This is a genomic window from Kitasatospora sp. NPDC033851, from assembly GCF_055576085.1.
On the sequence record NZ_JBVIRL010000009.1, the window covers coordinates 300,360 to 318,775 of the forward strand.

18 protein-coding genes are annotated in these 18,416 nt (G+C 68.9%); 5 read left to right on the forward strand and 13 right to left on the reverse strand.

The genetic code is table 11. The features are described from left to right. Positions 1-6 precede the first annotated feature (6 nt). The 3 genes from ACZ51D_RS20120 to ACZ51D_RS20130 form a co-directional block, all read right to left on the reverse strand. Complete coding sequence (locus tag ACZ51D_RS20120) at positions 7-603, reverse strand: dihydrofolate reductase family protein (protein ID WP_465622462.1); 597 nt, start codon at positions 601-603, stop codon at positions 7-9. Positions 604-639: 36 nt separating this feature from the next. Beyond that, on the reverse strand, positions 640-1,629 hold the full coding sequence (locus tag ACZ51D_RS20125) for a GNAT family N-acetyltransferase (protein ID WP_465622461.1): 990 nt from the start codon (positions 1,627-1,629) through the stop codon (positions 640-642). A 498-nt stretch (positions 1,630-2,127) separates the two neighbouring features. Beyond that, a complete protein-coding gene (locus ACZ51D_RS20130; RefSeq protein ID WP_465622459.1) occupies positions 2,128-3,597 on the reverse strand; it encodes an MFS transporter in 1,470 nt (489 codons plus the stop codon). Positions 3,598-3,748: 151 nt separating this feature from the next. On the opposite strand from ACZ51D_RS20130, the gene ACZ51D_RS20135 reads away from it, so the two are divergent. Next, positions 3,749-4,312, forward strand: a complete 564-nt coding sequence (locus ACZ51D_RS20135; protein ID WP_465622458.1) for a TetR/AcrR family transcriptional regulator — start codon at positions 3,749-3,751, stop codon at positions 4,310-4,312. Between the two features lie 100 nt (positions 4,313-4,412). Here the strand turns inward: ACZ51D_RS20135 and ACZ51D_RS20140 are convergent, their stop codons facing one another. The 4 genes from ACZ51D_RS20140 to ACZ51D_RS20155 all read right to left on the reverse strand — a co-directional run bounded on the left by ACZ51D_RS20140 (position 4,413) and on the right by ACZ51D_RS20155 (position 9,260). Then, on the reverse strand, positions 4,413-4,568 hold the full coding sequence (locus ACZ51D_RS20140; protein ID WP_465663089.1) for a hypothetical protein: 156 nt from the start codon (positions 4,566-4,568) through the stop codon (positions 4,413-4,415). A gap of 69 nt (positions 4,569-4,637) precedes the next feature. Further along, positions 4,638-5,705, reverse strand: a complete 1,068-nt coding sequence (locus ACZ51D_RS20145; protein ID WP_465663091.1) for a tyrosine-type recombinase/integrase — start codon at positions 5,703-5,705, stop codon at positions 4,638-4,640. Between the two features lie 366 nt (positions 5,706-6,071). After that, positions 6,072-8,447, reverse strand: coding sequence for a glycosyl hydrolase family 28-related protein (locus ACZ51D_RS20150; protein WP_465663093.1), 2,376 nt, complete (start codon positions 8,445-8,447; stop codon positions 6,072-6,074). Between the two features lie 534 nt (positions 8,448-8,981). Beyond that, the gene (locus ACZ51D_RS20155) at positions 8,982-9,260 is read right to left on the reverse strand and encodes a Tn3 family transposase (protein WP_465663095.1); all 279 of its coding nucleotides are present in this window, start codon (positions 9,258-9,260) and stop codon (positions 8,982-8,984) included. Between ACZ51D_RS20155 and ACZ51D_RS20160 the strand changes: the two genes are divergently transcribed. Further along, positions 9,172-10,173: a hypothetical protein gene (locus tag ACZ51D_RS20160; protein ID WP_465663097.1), complete on the forward strand. Its 1,002-nt coding sequence runs from the start codon at positions 9,172-9,174 to the stop codon at positions 10,171-10,173. The two genes, ACZ51D_RS20155 and ACZ51D_RS20160, sit on opposite strands and share 89 nt — an antisense overlap. On the opposite strand, the gene ACZ51D_RS20165 is transcribed toward ACZ51D_RS20160, so the two are convergent. Then, positions 10,122-10,553 carry a tautomerase family protein gene (locus tag ACZ51D_RS20165; protein ID WP_465663099.1) on the reverse strand — a complete coding sequence of 144 codons (432 nt, stop codon included), beginning with the start codon at positions 10,551-10,553 and terminating at the stop codon, positions 10,122-10,124. The genes ACZ51D_RS20160 and ACZ51D_RS20165 overlap by 52 nt on opposite strands. A gap of 181 nt (positions 10,554-10,734) precedes the next feature. Between ACZ51D_RS20165 and ACZ51D_RS20170 the strand changes: the two genes are divergently transcribed. Continuing rightward, positions 10,735-11,658, forward strand: a complete 924-nt coding sequence (locus tag ACZ51D_RS20170; RefSeq protein WP_465663117.1) for a LysR family transcriptional regulator — start codon at positions 10,735-10,737, stop codon at positions 11,656-11,658. A gap of 96 nt (positions 11,659-11,754) precedes the next feature. Here the strand turns inward: ACZ51D_RS20170 and ACZ51D_RS20175 are convergent, their stop codons facing one another. Then, positions 11,755-12,456, reverse strand: a complete 702-nt coding sequence (locus ACZ51D_RS20175) for an alpha/beta fold hydrolase (RefSeq protein WP_360508989.1) — start codon at positions 12,454-12,456, stop codon at positions 11,755-11,757. An 83-nt stretch (positions 12,457-12,539) separates the two neighbouring features. Between ACZ51D_RS20175 and ACZ51D_RS20180 the strand changes: the two genes are divergently transcribed. Beyond that, entirely contained in the window at positions 12,540-12,764 is a 225-nt protein-coding gene (locus ACZ51D_RS20180; RefSeq protein WP_465663102.1) for a hypothetical protein, read from the forward strand. A 48-nt stretch (positions 12,765-12,812) separates the two neighbouring features. On the opposite strand, the gene ACZ51D_RS20185 is transcribed toward ACZ51D_RS20180, so the two are convergent. The 4 genes from ACZ51D_RS20185 to ACZ51D_RS20200 all read right to left on the reverse strand — a co-directional run bounded on the left by ACZ51D_RS20185 (position 12,813) and on the right by ACZ51D_RS20200 (position 17,069). Beyond that, positions 12,813-13,277, reverse strand: a complete 465-nt coding sequence (locus ACZ51D_RS20185; protein ID WP_465663104.1) for a hypothetical protein — start codon at positions 13,275-13,277, stop codon at positions 12,813-12,815. A gap of 419 nt (positions 13,278-13,696) precedes the next feature. After that, complete coding sequence (locus ACZ51D_RS20190) at positions 13,697-15,601, reverse strand: Tn7 transposase TnsA N-terminal domain-containing protein (RefSeq protein ID WP_465663106.1); 1,905 nt, start codon at positions 15,599-15,601, stop codon at positions 13,697-13,699. 375 nt (positions 15,602-15,976) lie between these two features. Beyond that, positions 15,977-16,414, reverse strand: coding sequence for an SMI1/KNR4 family protein (locus ACZ51D_RS20195; protein ID WP_465622446.1), 438 nt, complete (start codon positions 16,412-16,414; stop codon positions 15,977-15,979). A 73-nt stretch (positions 16,415-16,487) separates the two neighbouring features. After that, the gene (locus ACZ51D_RS20200) at positions 16,488-17,069 is read right to left on the reverse strand and encodes a TetR/AcrR family transcriptional regulator (protein ID WP_360508981.1); all 582 of its coding nucleotides are present in this window, start codon (positions 17,067-17,069) and stop codon (positions 16,488-16,490) included. Between the two features lie 278 nt (positions 17,070-17,347). Here ACZ51D_RS20200 and ACZ51D_RS20205 point away from each other — a divergent pair, with 278 nt between their 5' ends. After that, complete coding sequence (locus tag ACZ51D_RS20205; protein WP_465663108.1) at positions 17,348-18,346, forward strand: amidohydrolase family protein; 999 nt, start codon at positions 17,348-17,350, stop codon at positions 18,344-18,346. Positions 18,347-18,416 lie beyond the last annotated feature (70 nt).

The following is an 18,416-nucleotide window of genomic DNA, read 5'->3' on the forward strand; positions in this document are numbered from 1 at the left end:
GATCACTCAGCTGCTGACGCGCGTGTAGGTGAGGAACATCGCGCCGCTCTTGAGAGCGGTGTGGTCTGCGAGTGTCCAAGTGCGCGGGTCGAAGGCTGCCTTGCGGGAGAACAGCGGGAGCCCGCCGCCGATGGTCAGCGGGCCGATCTTGAGGATCAGCGTGTCGATCTCGGCGTACAGGGAGCCCGCGAGCTCGGCGCCGCCGACTAGCCAGATGTCCTTGCCGTCCTGCTGCTTGAGCTCGCGCACGGTTGCCACCGGGTCGTCGGCGACCAGTTCGACGGCCGGGTCCGGGCTCTCGGTCAGGGTCCGCGAGAACACCAGGTGACGCAGGTGGGGGTAGGCGTCGGTGATGCCGGCCGCGAGACCGATCTCGTAGCTGCGCCGCCCCTCGAGCACAGTGTCGAAGTGTGTGCCCTCCGCCGTGACGGACAGTGCCTGCCGGGCCTGGACGGGCAGCGTCTCCGGGTACTCGGCCACGAGGTGCTGGATGTAGTCCTCCGTTATGGGCCAGAAGCCGTTCGGACCGGTGGGGTCACCACCGTCCGGGCCCGCGATGAAGCCATCGAGCGTGGTGGCGATGTAATAGGTCAGCTTGCGCATGGACTGTCGATTCTGTGAGGAGGATGAGGTTGCGGGTCAGGCTGCGGGCACGTCGAGCTGGAATTCGTGTGTGCGCCGGTAGGAGCGGAAGCCCAGTGCGTGGTTGACCGCCAGCATGTGGACGTTGTCGTCGGCGTTGTCCGTCTCGATCTCGGCTACGCCCGGGTGCTCGGCGCGCAGCCTGCGCACCATGGCGGCTTTGACCCACAGCCCGAGGCCGTGCCCGCGGTGCGCGGGCACGACCGCCGTGTCGTACTGCTGGGCCCGCGGCGGCGCGCCGTGGGGCAGGAGGATCTCGGTGTAGCCGGCCATGGCGCCGTCGTCGTGGACGGCGGCGATGGTCAGCAGTGTGTCTCCGCGGTCGGCGACCACCGTGGCCATGGCGCGGACGCGGTCGGCGTCCCACGCCACGGTGCCGTAGTCCAGGTCTCCGAGGGGCATGTCGTTCATCGCGTTCTTGGCCGTGGCGAAGGCATCGGCGAGGCCGTCGGGAACCGTTCCGGTCCATCCGGTCAGCCGGTAGCCGGGGTGCTCGGCATCGGCGGTCTGGAGCAGGTCGGCCCGGCCCATCTCGTCGAGGCGCAGCGTGAGGTGATTCAACGTCAGTGCGCGGCGGAAGCCCCACCGTTCGCTGAAGGCTTCGCCCGGACTGTCGGCCGCGGCTGTGGCGATCAGGCTGCGCCGGTTCTCGGTGCGGCAGGCTGCCACGGCAGCCGACAGCAGGCGGGAGCCGGTTCCCAGGCGGCGGTGTGCGGGGTCGACGTGGAGTTCCAGTTCGGCCAGGTGATGCTGGCCCGGGGAGGTGAACACCCGCAGGCCGGCGACTGCGACCGGGACGCCGTCCGCCCCGGTGGCCAGCCAGGCCAACCGGTGGCTGTCCAGAGCGGGCTGGGTGAGCTGGGCGTGGATCTGCCCGGGGGCGGGCGGCGGTACTCCGGGCAGGTCGTGGGCCGTCGAGGCCGCGACGACCTGATGCCACGCGGCGGCCTCGGCGACCGAAGCGCGCTGGAGTGGATTGACTTGCACTGATGTGGGCAAAGTGATGGCTTTCGTGGTCGGGTCGGTCGTAATTCGCGATGGCGTGAGGGCGTGCTCTCGTCGGTCGAGGCACCGCAGCGGAGGGGGCTTGGAGGGGGCTGGGGCAACCCGGTTCAGGCGATCCAGCTCTGACCGTGCCATCGCGTTCGCGTTCTTTCAGTCGGTGTGGCGCACGAGCGGCCAGTCGATGTCGACACGGGCAGCCGTGGCGAGGTAGTTGGTGAACACGTTGAGAGCGACATGTGCGATGACCTCGACGATCTGCCCGTCGGACAGGCCGGCGCACCGGGCCGCGGCCAGCTATTCGTCGGCAACGGTTCCGCGGTCACGGACCATCACGGCGGCCAGATCCAAGACAGCGGCGGCCGCCTCGGCGCGCGTGTGGCATCGGCCGCACTCAGCCCGGCCAACTTGGTCCCGCGGAACGCATGCACGGACAGGCAGTAGTCGGACCCGTTCTCCTGCGCCACCAGATCGGTGTCGCCGTCAACGGCTGTTCGCGGATACCTCTTTCGAGGTGGTTACCGCACCTGGATCGGTGGAACGTTTCGGCGCCGCGGAGCCTTCCGCGGGCTTGGACCTCGCCAGCCACAGGCCGGTGAACACGGCGGTGGCCAAAGTGACGGTGCCGGCAGCGAGGAAGGCGCTGTCGAGGCCGGCCTCGAAGGAGGCGCCGCCGGATTGCCGGGTGCGGACGATGGCTCCGAGTACCGCCACGCCCAGCACCGCGCCGATCTGCCGGGTGGTGCTGCTGATGCCTGATGCGAGGCCGCCTTCCTGCGGGCTGACTGCTTGGATGGCGGCGCCTGTCAGTGGGGACATGGTCAGGGCGAAGCCGATGCCGGCGAGTCCCAGTCGCCACCACACGTTCGCGTAGCCGGTGTCGGCGTGCACCTTACCGAGCGCCAGCAGTCCCAGGCCGGCCAGGGCCAGGCCGGTGGTAACCACGATTCGGAAGCCGTGCCGGGCGGCGAGTCGGCCCGCGTACGGGCTGACGATCACCATGGCGAGGGATACCGGCAGGGTCTGCAGGCCGGCGCGCAGGATTGAGCTGCCCTGGACGTACACGAAGAACTGGGAGAAGAAGAACGACGAGCCCATGAGTGCGAACCCGACCACGATCATGGCGGTGTTGGACACGGTGAACAGGCGCTGCCGGAACAGCCGCAGCGGCAGCATCGGTGCGGAGCGACGGGCTTCGACGGCGACGAAGGCGGTGAGGAGGATCGCCGCGGCGGCGAAGCTGCCCAGGATGACCGGTGAGGTCCAGCCGCGGGCACCACCCTCGATCAGCCCATAGGTCAGTATCCCCACCGCCAGAACGGACAGCACCGTGCCCGGGATGTCGATCGCGGGGGCGCTCGGGTTGCGGGACTCGCCGAGGTGGCGCAGGCCGACCAGCAGCAGGACCACGCCGATGGGCAGATTGACCAGGAAGATGGCGGGCCAGCCGAAGGCTTGTGTCAGCACGCCGCCGGCCGCGGGGCCTGCGGCCAGACCGATTCCGCTGAGTCCGGCCCACAGCCCGATCGCCTTCATTCGTTCTTGCGGTACCGGATAGGCGGCGGCGAGAAGGGCGAGCGAGGCAGGGCTCAGCGCCGCGGCCCCGATGCCCTGCAGCACCCGGCCGGCGACCAGCCAGCCGAGCGAGGGCGCGAGGCTGCACAGCAGCGACGCGGCGGTGAACACCGCCACGCCGGTCAGGTACACCCGCTTGCGGCCGAACCGGTCGGCGAAGACACCGCCGGACAGCAGCAGCATGGCGACCAGCAGTACGTACGCGTCGACGATCCATTGCAGACCGGTCAGCTGAGTGTGCAGCCGGTGCTGCATATCGGGCAGTGCCGCTCCAACGATCGTGTTGTCGAGCAGGACCATGAATTGGCCTAGGCAGGTCACCGTGAGCAGCACGGCCCGGTTTGATCGACTGCCTACGGTCGCATGCGATGCAGCCATGGGATCCCCCTCAATCGTTAGTTGCCCCCGGTCGCGGTCGACGCGGGGTGGCGATACACCCGAGCGCCCTAAAGCAGTCAGCGACTGCGTTAGGTGACTATAGGGAGGATCGCCTCGCAAACGCAAGTTTTGACTGCGTTAGGGTGGGGGCATGAACGAGCGACAGCGAGCCCGGCGGCCCGGCGGGCGCAGCGCCCGCGTCGGCGCGCAGGTGCACCAGGCCGTCACCGACCTGATCAGTGAGCGCGGCTACGGCAACTTCACCGTCGGCGAGGTCGCAGCCCGCGCAGGCGTAGCCGACAGCAGCATCTACCGCCGGTGGGGCAGCCTGGAAACCCTGCTCACCGACGTGGCGCTCACCCGCCTCAATGCGCAGTCGCCGATGCCCGACACCGGGAGCCTCGCCGACGACCTGCGCACTTACGCGGCCCAAGTGGCCCGCGAGATCACCGGACCCGACGGTCTGGCGGTGCTGCACCTGGCCGTCGCCCTGTCGAGCAGCGGTCAGCAGGGCCTGCAGGCTGGTGCCGACCTCCGCGCCGAACGCACCCGGCAACTGCAGTCCATGCTCGATCGCGCCCGCGACCGTGGCGAACACGCACCCGACGCGTTCGACGTGCTGGACCACATCCTGGCCCCGATGTATATCCGCGTCCTCTTCGGCATGGAGCTCACCCCGGACTACGTCGACGGGCTGGTCGACCGAATGCTGTGACCTCACGCCGTTCCCCGGGATCAGCCCTCGGACGCGGTGCCAAGGCTCCGTGCTCGCCGACACCCGCACGGCCAGCTCAGGCATCCGGCCCTTGGCTGGCTCACACGGCCTGGCTGAATCCGTTGGTCGGCGGGCCGTCTCCGCGGATCGGGGTGAAGTCGACGTCCAGGTGCGGGGCGTAGGCGTCGGGTTCGTCGGCGAGCTCGTGGGTGGAGTCCAGGTCCTCCGGGTCGACCTTCTCTCCTTCGTCCTGCAACTGGCGGACGACCTCGGCGATGTCGGGTGTGCCGGTAAGAACGCTGTCACCAGCCGCAAACGACGAGTGTCACGTGCGGCGACGCGCGGCGGGGTCGCGTTCGGCGACGTGCCGGGCGACCGAGTCGACGCCGGGGCGGGCGTACCGCTCCAGGCAGCGGACGGAGGCGTGGCGGGAGCGGGCCAGCAGCATCGGGGTGGAGGTGCCGTCCTCCGCGTCGTGCGTCAGGGCACTGTGCCGTAGCCGGTGAAGCGTCCAGCCGTCCAGGTCCTCGATGTCCTCGGGTGAGGCGAGGGGGTTGGCCAGCAGCCGGGTGTTCTCCTCGAAGATCTCCTCGGCGCGGCGGTAGGAGAGCCGGGCCCGGCCGGTCTCCGGGCACACGTCGAGCGTCGGGGTTCCGGCCGGGGCCTTGCGGTCGGTGAGGAACAGCGGGCCGCGGGTACGGCGGGCGATGAGGCGGGGCAGGAGCTGGGCGGTGCCGGACTGCCAGTGAATCCACTCGGTCGCCCCGCCCTTGGCGGTGATCCTGCCCCGCTTGTCCTGCGGGTAGAGGTCTTCCACGTTGAGGCACAGCACCTCGTCGGCCCGTGCGGCGGACTCGTAGAGCATCTTCCACTGGGTCTTCTCCCGCAGGGCGACGTCCAGGCGCCACAAGGCGGTGATCTGGTTCTCGGCGAGGGCCTTGGTGCGGTCGGGCGGCGCTGGCCGCCGTTCGATGCCGATCGTCGGGTCGCCGTCGATCCAGCCCAGGCGCTGCCACCAGCCGATCGTCTTGCGGGCGATGGGCAGTTCGCGGTTGACGGTGTCGGCGCCCATCTCGTCCGCCCGCGCTGCCGCCAGTTCGGCCAGGGTCTCCGGCAGTGCCGGGTCGTCGATCGCGGTGACGGGGAAGACGGGCGGCTTTGCGCCCCGGCGGGCGGGTCCGGTCGGCGCGGGTTCGCCGGCGAGCATCCATCCCCATGTCGTCAGCGAGATTCGGTAGATCCGCGCGGAGGACTTCGCGATGCCCGCGCCGGTGAGGTAGCGCTCGACCGCCGCGGTGTACGACGCGGGCGGGGCGGACAGCGGCACGACCCGGGCGCTCGGCAGCCGGAGCGCGCCCCCGCTCCCGAGTTCGGTCACCGGTTCGATCGCCACGCCCGTCCCGTCCTTTCGGCGCTGCCGCAGTAAATGCGTACACCTCACCTGCGGCGGCCGGAGAGCCCGCCGCAGGTCGCGGTGGTCACCGTAGAGGCTCCGCCGCAGTAAATCCGGTATCTACTGCGGCACCACCCTGACGAGCCAACAGGTGCGGGAGGTCCGGTAAGCAGAACCTCCGCTCATGCGTCCCTGCACGGTGTCATACCGTCACGACGCGCGTGTGCTCGCATAGTTGGCGACAAGAGTCCTGCTGGAACAGTCGCCGCCTTCGAAGTGCCACCGGCCCGCTGTGCCATCAACGTTCACGCAATGGCGGAGTCGATGAGATGCGGCATCCCCAGTATGAGCCCCGTCCGTCTCCGCTTATTCTCCTTCCAACAGGTGCGCCGCTCTCAGCTTGGCAAGAAGTGCGTTGAAATCACTCTTCAGATGGTCAATGTCCGTCGCGTTCGAGTTCTTCTGATCTGCCACACGCTGTGGAATCGGTTCAATGCACTTTCTGTTTGCGGGAACATCCAAGTCATAGAGCGTCTCCCACTCTAGGTCGTTGTCGTGAGTCACGCCTCCAACCCTCTGGGCCTGGGCCTGGTCCAGGTTCCAGGACCGCGGCTGCTCTGGACCTCCGGAGATTTTGTCACCCGGGTTCAACGGGCCGCCGGCGTTGTACTCCTTCAGCCGATACACAAAGCCATTGGGGGGCGTCGGCCTGACGGTTTGCCCTATGTCGTAGTGCTTCCCGGGAGCCCAGTCACCAGCCAGCGACCGACTTCCACACGCAGCCGTCACCGTCCACCCGATCTCGTCCCGGCGCGTTGAATCTCCCTTGGCACTGATAAGCAGATCACCCGGGCGGTAGAAGTTGCAGCTACCCACCTTGGTATCGAAGGGAGTTCCGCCAGTAACTACACAGATTCGCCGCTCGCCGTAGATGTAGTTTCCAATCCAGGCTTCCGGAAGCATCAGCGCGCCGGGAACCGGACCGTTTTCGTACGCGGTTTGATAGTACGTATGGAAAGACCCATTACTGATAAGGGACGTTTGAATCCTGCCAATAAGAGGGTCTTTAGGATCCCGCGGGTTTGTCCGGACTTGGGTGCGGAAGAGGGAGTTCCCTGCGGGTTGCAACTTGCCGTCCACCGTCATGGTCTGAAAATCATGAATGATCGTGGGATCCTTACCATAGCTGCCGAGGGTGTTGGACGTTGTGACCTTAGGCTCATTTTTTCCCTCACACTTCCACACCAAACCATCGAGCTCTTCCAGATCTGTATCCGGCTTGAAGTCGGGCATGCCCTTCTTTTCGGGAGGTAGGCCGTTCACTCCAAAAGTATGCCCGGCGTGAATTGCTCGATATACGTATCCGTTCCCGGGCGTCTGCACCTCGCCTTCCTCGATATCGACCCCCGCATCGGCGATCCAATACTTGTGCACTTCGGAATAGTCATTTACCACGCGGAGTGCAGAAGGTCCCTTGCCGAGAGAGTTGAAGCCCCAAAACACCGAGTCGGAGGTAGTGTCTATATCGCCTCCAATGACAGCGATATTCCTACTCTTGAATACCGATGGTGCATCGGCTTCGCCGTAGCAGCCGACGTACACGGAGGGCCTCGTTTTGCCGTCACAGCTATAGTTTCGGCGTCGGTTTGCTGCAGTGTGACACGAAATGAAGGTGGAGCCCAATCGCGAATTGTCGCAAATTCCATCACGCCCATTTGACTCGGCAGAAACGTTCATAATTAGCAAGTTACTGGCGTTGTCGTTGCCCAGGCTGCCGACGTCAAGCCCATTTTGGCCATTGCTGGTAAGACGGCAATCACGTATCTGCACGGCGCTGGCGTCGACCGCCGGCGCGTCGGGGTTTGAGGATATCTCTATTCCGTTACGCCTGAAACTGACAACGCTCATTCTCTCGACGCATGCGCCGGTCGCCATAACTCGTATGCCATCCATCTGCGGAGCCTGGAAGGTGGCGGCAGGCATCCCTTGAGCGGGGATCGAATGGAGGGCGAGCTGACGAAGCACAGCATAGTCCGCACGGCCGCGAGGGGGCGTCATGGCCAATCCGGTTGCATAGCCCACCAGGGCAATTGCGCAATAAACGATCTCCCCGCCGACTGCACCTATTTCGAGATTGAAATTTCCGGATTTGACATCTGCGAGTATGCGACTGGTTTCGTCATGACGAGCAAGGCCAGCTCCCTCCAGAATGCAACCGTTCGAGATAACGAGTGGCCTCTTAATACGGTAGTCTCCCGGAGGGAGGTAGACGACACTGCCGTCAGTAGTGCCGAGTCGCATCGCGCAGTCCAGGGCACTTTGGATCGCGTCCGCGTCGTCGGTGTTGCCGTTTCCCACTGCTCCGAAGTCGAGCACGCTCAGGCGCGTGTCACGGCGGGGGCGGATTGTCACCGTGCCTGAAGCATCGCAGTCACCGATCCAGTTCGGAGCGCTCACGCATTCCTTACTTGCAGCGCGGACGAGCTGTCCCGAACTGTCGACGCCAACCGCGCCGGACTTGCCACCGTCGGAGCCCAGGCTGCGAAGGGTGAAAACACCACTTATTTGAACTTTGACTTTGACGTTGTGTGGGGGATCCACCGTTTCCAGAGCAACCCCGAAGAACGGACTGGTATGCAACTTCTCCGTCTCGATAGCAGGGGTGACGGTGCCTGATCCTGTGGTGCGGACCGCCTGGCCGGCTGTGATGCGCTGTGCGGCTTTCATGTTTTCGATGTCCATCGGAACGTCCCTGCCGTCAAGGCTTCGTCGGTCGGACGGGTCGGCGTGAGCGCGGCCGAAGCGCGCGAGCACCCGACCTCGGGGGCGAAGGTCGGTACCTTCGGCAGTGCACGCAACATAACGCCGTTTGGTGGCCTCTTGCACTATTCCCCTTTCCACGCTAGGCGTGACCACCAGTCTGCGCACTTCGCCAAGGCCCGATGGCCGTCCCGACCGCGATCATGCTGATCAAGACCGAGTGCATCCACGGCCGGGAGTTCGCCACCAGAGCCGGCTCCAACTCCCTGGCCAGCACCACACCGAAGCAGGTGGGAGCACGATGTCGACATCGGCGGCGTGAGCGTCTTCCTCGGGATGGACGTCAGCAAAACCGCTCACCATGGCCACGGACTCACCCCGGCCGGCAATAAGGTAGCTGCCCAACAGTGAGCCGAAGCTGCGGGCCGTCTTCGACAAGGTGGTTGCAGAGCGCGCCATTGGAGCTCGGGTGCCCTTTCGGCAGTACTGGCGCAGTTCATGGCACGGACCACACCGTCACGCGGCCATCCGCAGCCGCCCTACCGCTTCGTTCTCGGGCGGCTCCATGTCCAGGTGCCAGGTACCGAAGCGGCGGGTCTTGCTGGTGATGTACGGGGTGACGGTGGCCAGGTCCACCGGGTCCACCTCCCACCCCTCGTCGATGAGGTCATTGGCCACCTTCGTAATGTCCACCGCGGTATGAAAAATGAGGCAGTTCGCCAGCAGCTCGTTGAACTTGATGGTCTTCTCCTGGTGGTCCGGGTCGTTGCTCTCCTGCGGGGCACTGCCTGTCAACCGGCGCTCGCTGTTCGGCGGCTACTTCGGCGCGGGGCTGGCCGTCGTCAACGCACTGTCGGACCGTCTGACGGCCGAGGTACGACGCGACGGCGCCCGCTGGGTGCTGGAGTACGAGCGGGGCGTGGCCGTCGCGCCGCCCGCCCGCACCGGACCGGCCGACGGCAGCGGAACCGCGATCACCTTCCGGCCCGATTCCGAGATCTTCGAGACGCTGGAGTTCTCCTTCGACACGCTGGCCGCACGCTTCAGGGAACTTGCCGTCCTGAACCGGGAGTTGGACATCACCCTGACCGATGACCGCGACCCCGCGGCGCCCCGGACCGTCCGCCTGCGCTTCCCGGGCGGCCTGCGGGACCACATCGCGGAGCAGGGCACCCCCCTCCACCCGGACGTGATCGGCTTCGAACGCGAGTACTCCGAGATGGGGGGAACCGTCGAGGTGGCCCTGCGCTGGTGCGACTCCCGCGAGGAGCGGGTCGCGAGCTACGCCAGCAGCCTGCCGACCACCGCCGGCGGCACGCACGAGCTCGGCTTTCGCGACGGCCTGGCGGCCGCGGTCAACGCCTACGCCCGGGAGCAACGGCTGCTCACCCCGTCCGACCCCGACTTCACCCCCACCCAGCTCGGCGCCGGCCTGACGGCGGTCGTGTCGGTGAAGCTCGACCGCCCCGAGTTCGAGGGGGGCCACCCGCGACCGACTGGGCAACAAGCCCGTCCGCGCCTGTGTCGCCGAGGCCGTCCGCGAACACCTCACCGCCTGGCTCCACGCCGACCCGGCGCAGGCGACGGCCGTCCTCGCCCGGATCTCGATACCCACCCGCCCCTGACAGCGCCACTCGGGGGCGGACCGCGCCGGCCTCAGCTCGTCGCCTCGGCACCGGTGGGGACGTCGTTCATACGCTCGTCGTAGCCGGTGGTGGGGTTGACGACGCGGCCGGCGGCCCACCAGTTCTCCCTGGCTGTTTCGACGATCGTCATCAGGATGTCTTCCTCGGGGACGTCGGCGAACAGCCGGAGGTTGTTGACGACCGCCTGGAACAGCTCGGCCTTCTGCTCGGCGGTGCGCTGGTTGAAGGACATCTGGATGAACATGGCGCGCTCACTGCGGCGCAGGCCGAACACGACCGGTTGCATCTGGAAGTTGTCGGGCAGGACCTCGTGGAAGACGTGGAACTGGTCGTCCTGGGGGACCTTCAGCACGTCGACCATGGCCTTGTGGAGGCCCAGGGAGACGTTCCGGCGGTACTCGGAGGGGGTCCCCTGGCGCAGGTAGATGTTGATCAGAGGCATGAACTGTCGCCTTCCTTGTCTTTCCCGGGCGTTGAACGGGCCGATGAACCGTCCACCGGACAGGGCGGCCGGGTAGCCGGCCTCCTGTTCATGCCTTCCACGCTAGGAACGCGGAGGGGCATTCCGCCAACGAATGTTCGGCATGGTGGATATGCTGATCGCTCATGGAGACCCCATGGAGATGACGCTGCTCGGGCTGCGGATCCTGCGCGAGGTAGCGGAGCGGGGTACCTTCACGGCCGCGGCAGACGCGCTCGGGTACACGCAGTCGGCCGTCTCCCGGCAGATGGCCGCGCTGGAACAGGCGACCGGAGCCCGGCTCTTCGACCGCCACCCCGGCGGTGTCCGGCTGACCGGCTCAGGCCGTGCCCTGCTGCGCAACGCCGTCGTCGCCCTGGCCGCCCTTGAGGCTGCCGAACGGGAGTTGCGCGGAGCGGAGAAGGTCGAGGGGGGCCGCGTCCGGCTCGGCTTCTTCCCCACCGCCGGAGCGGTGGTCGTGCCCCGAGCCCTCGCGATGATGCGCCAGGAGCACCCGCACCTCCAGGTGACGACGCGTGAGGGGACCACTCCCTCGCTGGTGCGCGCGCTGCGCGCCGGCACCCTGGACCTCGCCCTCCTCTCCTCCCGGCCACCGCATCGCTCGCCCGACACGGACGATCCGCCCCTGAGCGTCGAGCCACTGCTGGAAGTGCACCTGGCCGTGGCGGTGCCGGCAGGCGGCCCGTTCGCCGAACGGGGCAGCGTCAGCGTCGAGGAGATCGCGGGCGCACCGTGGATCGCCAGTCCCGGCACCGCGGACGAGCCACTGCTCGGCATCTGGCCTGGTCTGCCCGGGCGGCCCACGGTCCGCCACACCGCCCGCGACTGGCTGACCAAGCTCCACCTGGTCGCGGCCGGCGCCGGCATCACCACGGCCACGCCGACGCTGCTGCCCGTCGTCCCGCCCGGCGTACGCTTCGTGCCCGTCGAAGGCGTCGCGGAGGAGGTACGACGCGTCAGCCTGGTGCGCATGCCGGGTCCCCTCAAGGCACCCGCGCAGGCGCTGGCACGCGCCCTGCGCCGGCAAGCCGCCGACCTAGCGGACGTCGCCGACCTCGCGGACTGACCGTCCCGGACCGCTCGAGGATGGGGGCGGTGTCCGGGACGTGGCCGGCACCTGGTCGCGTTACGTGGCCGGCACCTGGTCGCGTTGACGTCGCGGCTACGCGGGCTCCGTGCGCAGCAGCGCGTCGGCCAGCTCCCGGGGGCGGCTGAGGGCGGCCAGGTGGCCGCCGGGGATCTCCTCGATCTCCAGGCCCAGCCGTTCGCGGGCGATCCTGCGCTGGAACTCCAGGGGTAGGAAGCGGTCGTCCCGTCCCTGGAGGAACCGGGTCGGCACCTGCGGCCAGTGCGTCAGTGGCCAGGGCTGTGCGAACAGCGCGGAGGGCGGCGGCGAGCCGCCGATGGAGAGCGCCTCCTCGGTCACCTCGGCCGGGACGTCGTGGAAGAAGTCGGCCCGCAGGTCGAACTCGGGATCGGCGCCGCGCCCGGTGGCGGCCGCGTAGTCGGACCGGGCCTTGGCCTGGCCGGTGTTCTCCCACCACTGCCCGGCAGTCTCGCCGGGCGCCGGGACCATGGCGTTGAGCAGCACCAGCTCGGCGACGGGCACAGGCAGCCGCCCGCACACCAGCGGGGCCGAGAAACCCGCGAGCGACTGCGCCACCAGCACCAGCGGCCCGGTGAGGTCGGTGCGCTGTTCCACCGCTGCAACGACGGCCTGCGCGAACTCCTCCAGACCCGCGTGATCGTCGCTCGGCAGGTCCATCGTGACCACGTCGTGCCCCCGGGCCCGTAGCTCGGGCACCAGCCGGTGCCAGAACCAGGCCCGACCGTCGGCACCGGGAACGAGCGTGAAGGTCGCCATCCTCGTCCTCCCTCTACGGACTGCCGCCCACGTGGCACGTGGCTTTCTTGCCTCTCCGAAGCTACCGGGTGGCACTGACATTGATGCTGATACTCAGCTGCCGGAAGTCACGGCGCGGCGCCGGGGAAGACCGATTCCCCACGCCCGCGACCCGCGCGGCCTGGTCACGTGGACTACGCGACGCCGAGGAGCGGCTCGCCTCCCTCACCCGGCTGCGCCACCCCGACGCGACCGAGCGGATTCACGCCCTGCCGGCCTGGGCCGGGGTCCCCGCCCGGGAGACCACCGGCGGCCTGAAGAGGCGGTAGGGGTGTTGGGCATACCCGCGCCTCGCGCTCCTGCCGCGGTCCGCCGGCTCAGTAGTGCTGCAGCCGGGCGGCCGTCTCCGCCATGATCCCGGCTGCCTGCGCGCCGGCCGTCTGCGGCCCGGCGGCGGCCTGCGGGCTTGCGATCGTGGCGCCGGTCTGTGGGTCGACGGCGGTGAGACCGGTCTCCTCCGTGACGAGGGCGGCCAGCCGGTAGGCGAGGGCCATGAACGTGTCGGCCTGCTCGCCCTCGTGCCAGTACGGAATCTGCATCGACACGTCCCCGCCGTACACCGACAGCTGGAGGCCGGACCCGTCGTGCCGGATCTCGCGCCACCGCTCGGCCTCCTCGGCCTGCGCCTCCCCGAGTATCTCCAGGGCCCGGGGCACGATGCGCCGCCATGCCCGGGCCAACTCGTCCGGCACTCCCGGATCCTGCACGCCCTCCTGGGCGGTCATCGCCGCCATCCAGTCCGAGTGGTGGCGCAGGTCGACGAAGAAGATGTCATAGCTCATGCGGGCCACCGTAGGGCCGACCCCTGACACCGCCATCAGGGTGTGCCGGGCCCGGGGCCCTGCCGGCCGCGAACTGCTGACCGGTGTCGTCCTGGCTCGCAAGGGGCCGTGAACGCGGACGAGGTCCGGTACCCGTGTGGGTACCGGACCTCGTCCGACAGTGGAGCGCCAGGCCCGGGTTGCACGGACTCTCCCTACTGAAAGTAGGGCGTGCTCTGGTAGCACCGCTGACGCCTGACGAGGAATCGTCTCCCTCGCGACGAGAAGAATACTAGCAGGTCAGCGGCCCCGGCACCGAAGTCGATCACGACGGCCTCGGGTGCACCGGCCGCCCTGATCGACTTCGGTGCCTCCACCGGTTGTCGGGTGGCGCCGACGCGCAGTGCCTGGGATTGCGGGACGCGGACGCTGACCGGCTGTCAGGTCCGGGCGGTGTGTTCCTGGTCGATCAGCCGCTTCTTCCAGCCCTTGGGGGGAGGCCAGGGCACGCCCCATGCCGCGAGCTGGTCGCGTCGCCATCCGCCGGCCGGGGTGCGGGCCGCCTCGATGTCCTCGGCGGTGGGGCGCACCGGCGCTGCCGGGGGTGGCGTTGGGTCGGCTTGCGGCAGCATGTCCTGGCCGGCTTCCACAGCGGCTGTCGCGTCGGGCCCGGGCACGGCCGTGCCGGCGCTCAGCCGGAACGGCCGGGTGCGCCAGTCCCATCCGCGGCTGAGGACCAGGGCCGTGAAGTCCATCCAGTCGGGGCGTTGGCCGCCAGCGGCGGACACGACCTGCGGCCACCCCAGGACCGTCCCGTCGTCCAGCAACGGCTCGATGAGGTCGGCGAGTCGGGGGTCGGGCCGGTGTTCCTCCAGCAGGGCGCGGGTGCGGTGCCCGTCGGTGATCAGCAGGCCCCAGCCGCGTTCGCGGCACAGCTGTTCCAGGGCGCGGCACTTGGCGAGGTTGACGGCGGTGGCCATCTCGAAGAGTGCCTTGACCTCGACCAGGATGCAGCGCCCGTCGGTGGTGGCGACGAGCAGGTCGGGGAAGTAGGTGCGGGTGTGCCCGTCGAACTCGTAGCCGATGGCCAGTGGCTGTTCCTGGTAGTACGCGATCTGCGGGGCGAACGACAGGAGCTGGATCAGGTGGCGCTCGGTCTCCGACTCGTACGCCACCGGGCGGCCGAGTTTGGGGCAGTGCCACGATCCGGAGCGGGGGTCGTCGTCCTCGGCCTCGCGCAGCGCGGTCAGTTCGCCGCGCGGCGGAGCGTTCTCGGGTGTGCCGAACCAGGTGATCCGGTCCGCCAGGCGCTGCCACCTGGCGGTGGCCCGCTCGACGCGGCCCTGCCGGGAGGCCTCGCGGCGCTCCGCGTCCTGGCGCAGCGTACGGATCGTCATGGCCTGCGCGGCGAGGTTGTCGGCGGGCACCTTGCCCACCCCGGCGAGGGCGGCGAGCAGGGTGACCGCCTGGCGTGGTGCCACGGCCGGCAGCAGGACCTGGGCCAGGTCGAGCAGCCGCTCGGCGCTGGACGGTCCTTCGTCGCCCGACGGGGAGCCGTCGAGTCGCCCGAGTTCGGACACGAGCGCGCGGAGCCTGCCGGTGGCGGGCGAACCGGCGCGGGCCATCGCGCGCACGGCCCTGTTCTGCAGCTGGCGGATGCGTTCGTGGGAGAGCCCGAAGGCGTCGGCGATCTTCTCCTGGGTCTGTGCGTCATGGTCGCCCACGCCGAACCGGAGGCTCACGATCCGGCGGTCGCGCTCACCGGGTATCTCGTCGACGGCCGCGGCCAGGAGCTCGCGCAGGACCATCGCGGTGTCGTCGTCGCGCTCGGCGATGGCGTTCCACGACGGGGCGAGCGTGCGGGCGCCCGGGCAGCGGCATTCCAGCGCCCAGTCGTCCAGGAGCAGTTGTCGGGTCTCCTGCCACAGGCGCCGTCCCGTGTCCCGGCGTACCGCGCAGTCCACGGCGGCGAGCGCGCCGACCGCGGGGCGGGCGAGGAAGACCGGCTGCCGCTCGGCGCCTAGGGTGTGCCCGGTCAGCTGCTGCCAGTCGGCGAGGACACCGGCCGCGCCGGGAGCGGGCGTGGCCGGGGCCGGGGCCGGGGCCGTGGGGGTGTTGCCGGGGTCCGGATCGGGAGTGTCAGCGCCGCCGCCGGGCGGGAGGCAGGACCTCACCCACCGCAGCAGGTCCTCGTCGGTGGCATCGGTGGGGTTGGTGGCGCCGGTGGCGTCGGTGAGCGGAACGTGCCGGGCCAGGCGCACACGGATCGCGCCGACGGAACGGCCGTGCCGGACGGCGAGTTCGTCGAGGCCCAGGTTCTGTCGTACGCCCTCCAGCAGCCGCACGTCCTCGGCGTCGGCCCAAGCCAGACCTGACCTCGGAGCGGACGAATGACCCTGCACACTTCCCCCCACGGTTCGTGACAACAGGGTGGAGTATGCCCGCACCGCGTCACGCGAAGCGGCAGGTCCGTGCCGACCGCACCTGCGGCGGCACCGCCGACACCCGGAACGGCGCCGTCACCGGCGCGACGATCCACCGCCAGGCGGTCACGCCCCACCTCAGCGGAGCCACTTCCCCACCCCCCATGTCACGGACGCTGACCGGCGGCCCGGTCGGGCCGCTGCCCGGGGTCGTCCGCCGCGCTCCGGTCCGCAGAACGACTCTGGCCGGAGTCCGTGCGAGGCCAGGTCTTCAGCCTGCCGGGCGGGTCGCTTCGGCTACAGCCGGTACCAGTCGTCTCCGCCGACGCGCAGCGAACGGCCGAGGTAGTCGCGCAGGTTGTTGGCCACCCACCTGCGGCTGTCGCTCTCGTGCTCCCAGACGAACACGTCCGGGCGCTGCGGCTTCTGCACGAAGGCGAACTGATCGCCGCCGCCGTTGTCGCCGAAGAACATGAGGGCATCGAAGGACATGTAGAGCTGGGCGAAGCTTTCGTCGGACCAGAAGAGGAGGTTCCGCTCGACGATCTGATCGATGGTCCAGACCGTGTTCACGTGCGTGTGGCCGAGCACCCCGTTGCTCTCCGACAGCAACTGCCTGAGGTCCGTCGGCAGGGCTCGCCCCAGCCGCCTCTCAGCCTCGACGATCTCGGACGCCTCGACCGGCTCCCGAAGCCCTGCACCAGGAAAGACTTCCTGCACCGACTGTCTCCACATGACCGCGAGCTTAGCCAGTGGTGACGTCATTCCTGGTGAACGTCCGCAGCACCCGCAAGCTCCGGCGTGAGGCTTACTGGGCCTGGGTGGATGCGGGAGGCGGTGGCGAGGCCGGTTCGATCCCGGTGGTGACCCAGGGTCGGGCCGCGCGGGCGATCTCGGCGTCCGAGGCTGCGGTGAACGCGTCGAGCTTGAGGAAGTGCCGGGCGATGGTGAGCCCGAGGATGCTGCTGACGATCAGTGCGGCCCGCAGCTCGGTGTCCTCGCCGGTCATGTTGCGGCTCAGGTTGGCGATCCGCTCGTTGAGGAACGCGCTCATCTGCTCGGTGGCTTCCGGCGCGGTGAGCATGGACCGGACCAGGGCCCTGGTCTCCGGTGGCAGGTCCGCGAGCCTGACGTTCAGGACGTCGTGCAGGTGGGTCTCGATCTCGTCCTGGTCCGCGTCCTTCATCTGGATGGCGATGGCGAACAGGGCGGCCTTCGAACCGTAGTGCTGCATGACCAGCGACGGATCCACCTGCGCCCGCTGGGCGATGCGGCGGATCGTGGTCGCTTCGAGGCCGCGCTCCCCGAACTCCACCCGCGCGGCGTCCAGGATGCGTTGGGCGGTGGCCGCCCGCTTGGCTGCTCTGCTCGTCGGCTCGCTCTCACTCACAAATCCACTCTACCGCTGTTGAGCGAAAGGTGTACGGTTGGCTCACCAAACGATGAGCGAAGACGGGGGGCCGGATGCCTCGGCCCTCTCCCCGGTTTGGTCGACACGCTCGAGGCCCGGACCGGCAAGGGCGCACTGCATGACCCGGACTACCAGGACCCCCCGGGCTGCCCGGACCACCCAGAGCACCGGCCCTGCCCGGACTGCCGGGGCCGGACCGTCGACTGACAGCCCGCCCGAAGTCCACCCCTGACGACTGACGACCCGAAAGGGCCACCATGAAGATCATCGCCATCGAGGAGCACTGGAACAGCGCCGCCATCCGCGAAGCCCTCGACCGGCTGCCCGACGGTGCGCGCGACGAGAGCGTCGCCTTCAACACCATGGGCGACAACCAGGCACGGTTGGAGGACATCGCCCAGGGCCGGATCGAGGCGATGGACGCGGCCGGCATCGACATCGCGATCCTGTCCGTCGTCACCCCCGCCACACAGCCGCTCCCACCCAAGGACGCCGTCGCGCTGGCCAGGGACGCGAACGACGAGGCCACCGCCGCCGTCGCCGCGAATCCGACCCGCTTCCGCGCGTTCGCGACCCTCCCGACCAGCGACCCGCAGGCCGGCGCCGCCGAACTCGAACGCTGCGCCACCCGCCTGGGACACGTCGGCGCCATGGTGCACGGGCGCACCGGCTCCCGCCCACTGGACGACCCCGCCTACGACGAGATGTTCGCCACCGCCGCCCGACTGCGCCAGCCCGTCTTCATCCACCCGCAGATCGCCTCCGACGAACTGCGCGACGCCTCCTACCGGGGCCTGGACCCGCTGGTCGACCTCGGCCTTGCGACGTTCGGCTGGGGCTGGCACCTGGAGGCCGGCCTGTCGGCCCTGCGGCTGATCCTGCGCGGCACCTTCGACCGCCACCCCGACCTCCAACTCGTGCTCGGCCACTGGGGAGAGATGCTGCTGTTCTGGATGGACCGGGTCGACAGCCTTTCCGGCGTCGCCAAGCACCTGGACCGCCGCATCTCGGACTACCTCAAGACCAACATCCACATCACCAGCAGCGGCATGCTCCAGGAGCGCCTGCTCCGCCACACCCTCGACTTCACCAGCCCCGACCAGGTCCTGTTCTCCACCGACTACCCCTTCCACCGGCCCGACGCGGCAGCGGTCGAGCAGTTCCTCAACGCCATCCCCGACCCGGCGGACCGAGCCAAGATCGCCTACGGCAACGCCGAAGCCCTCTTCCACCTAATGGGAGCTACCGGGTTGTAGAAGACTCGGTGCCGTAGCCGCCAGCAGGTGAGCACTCTCGCCGCCGGAGCCGTTCGAGCTCTGAGGTCAG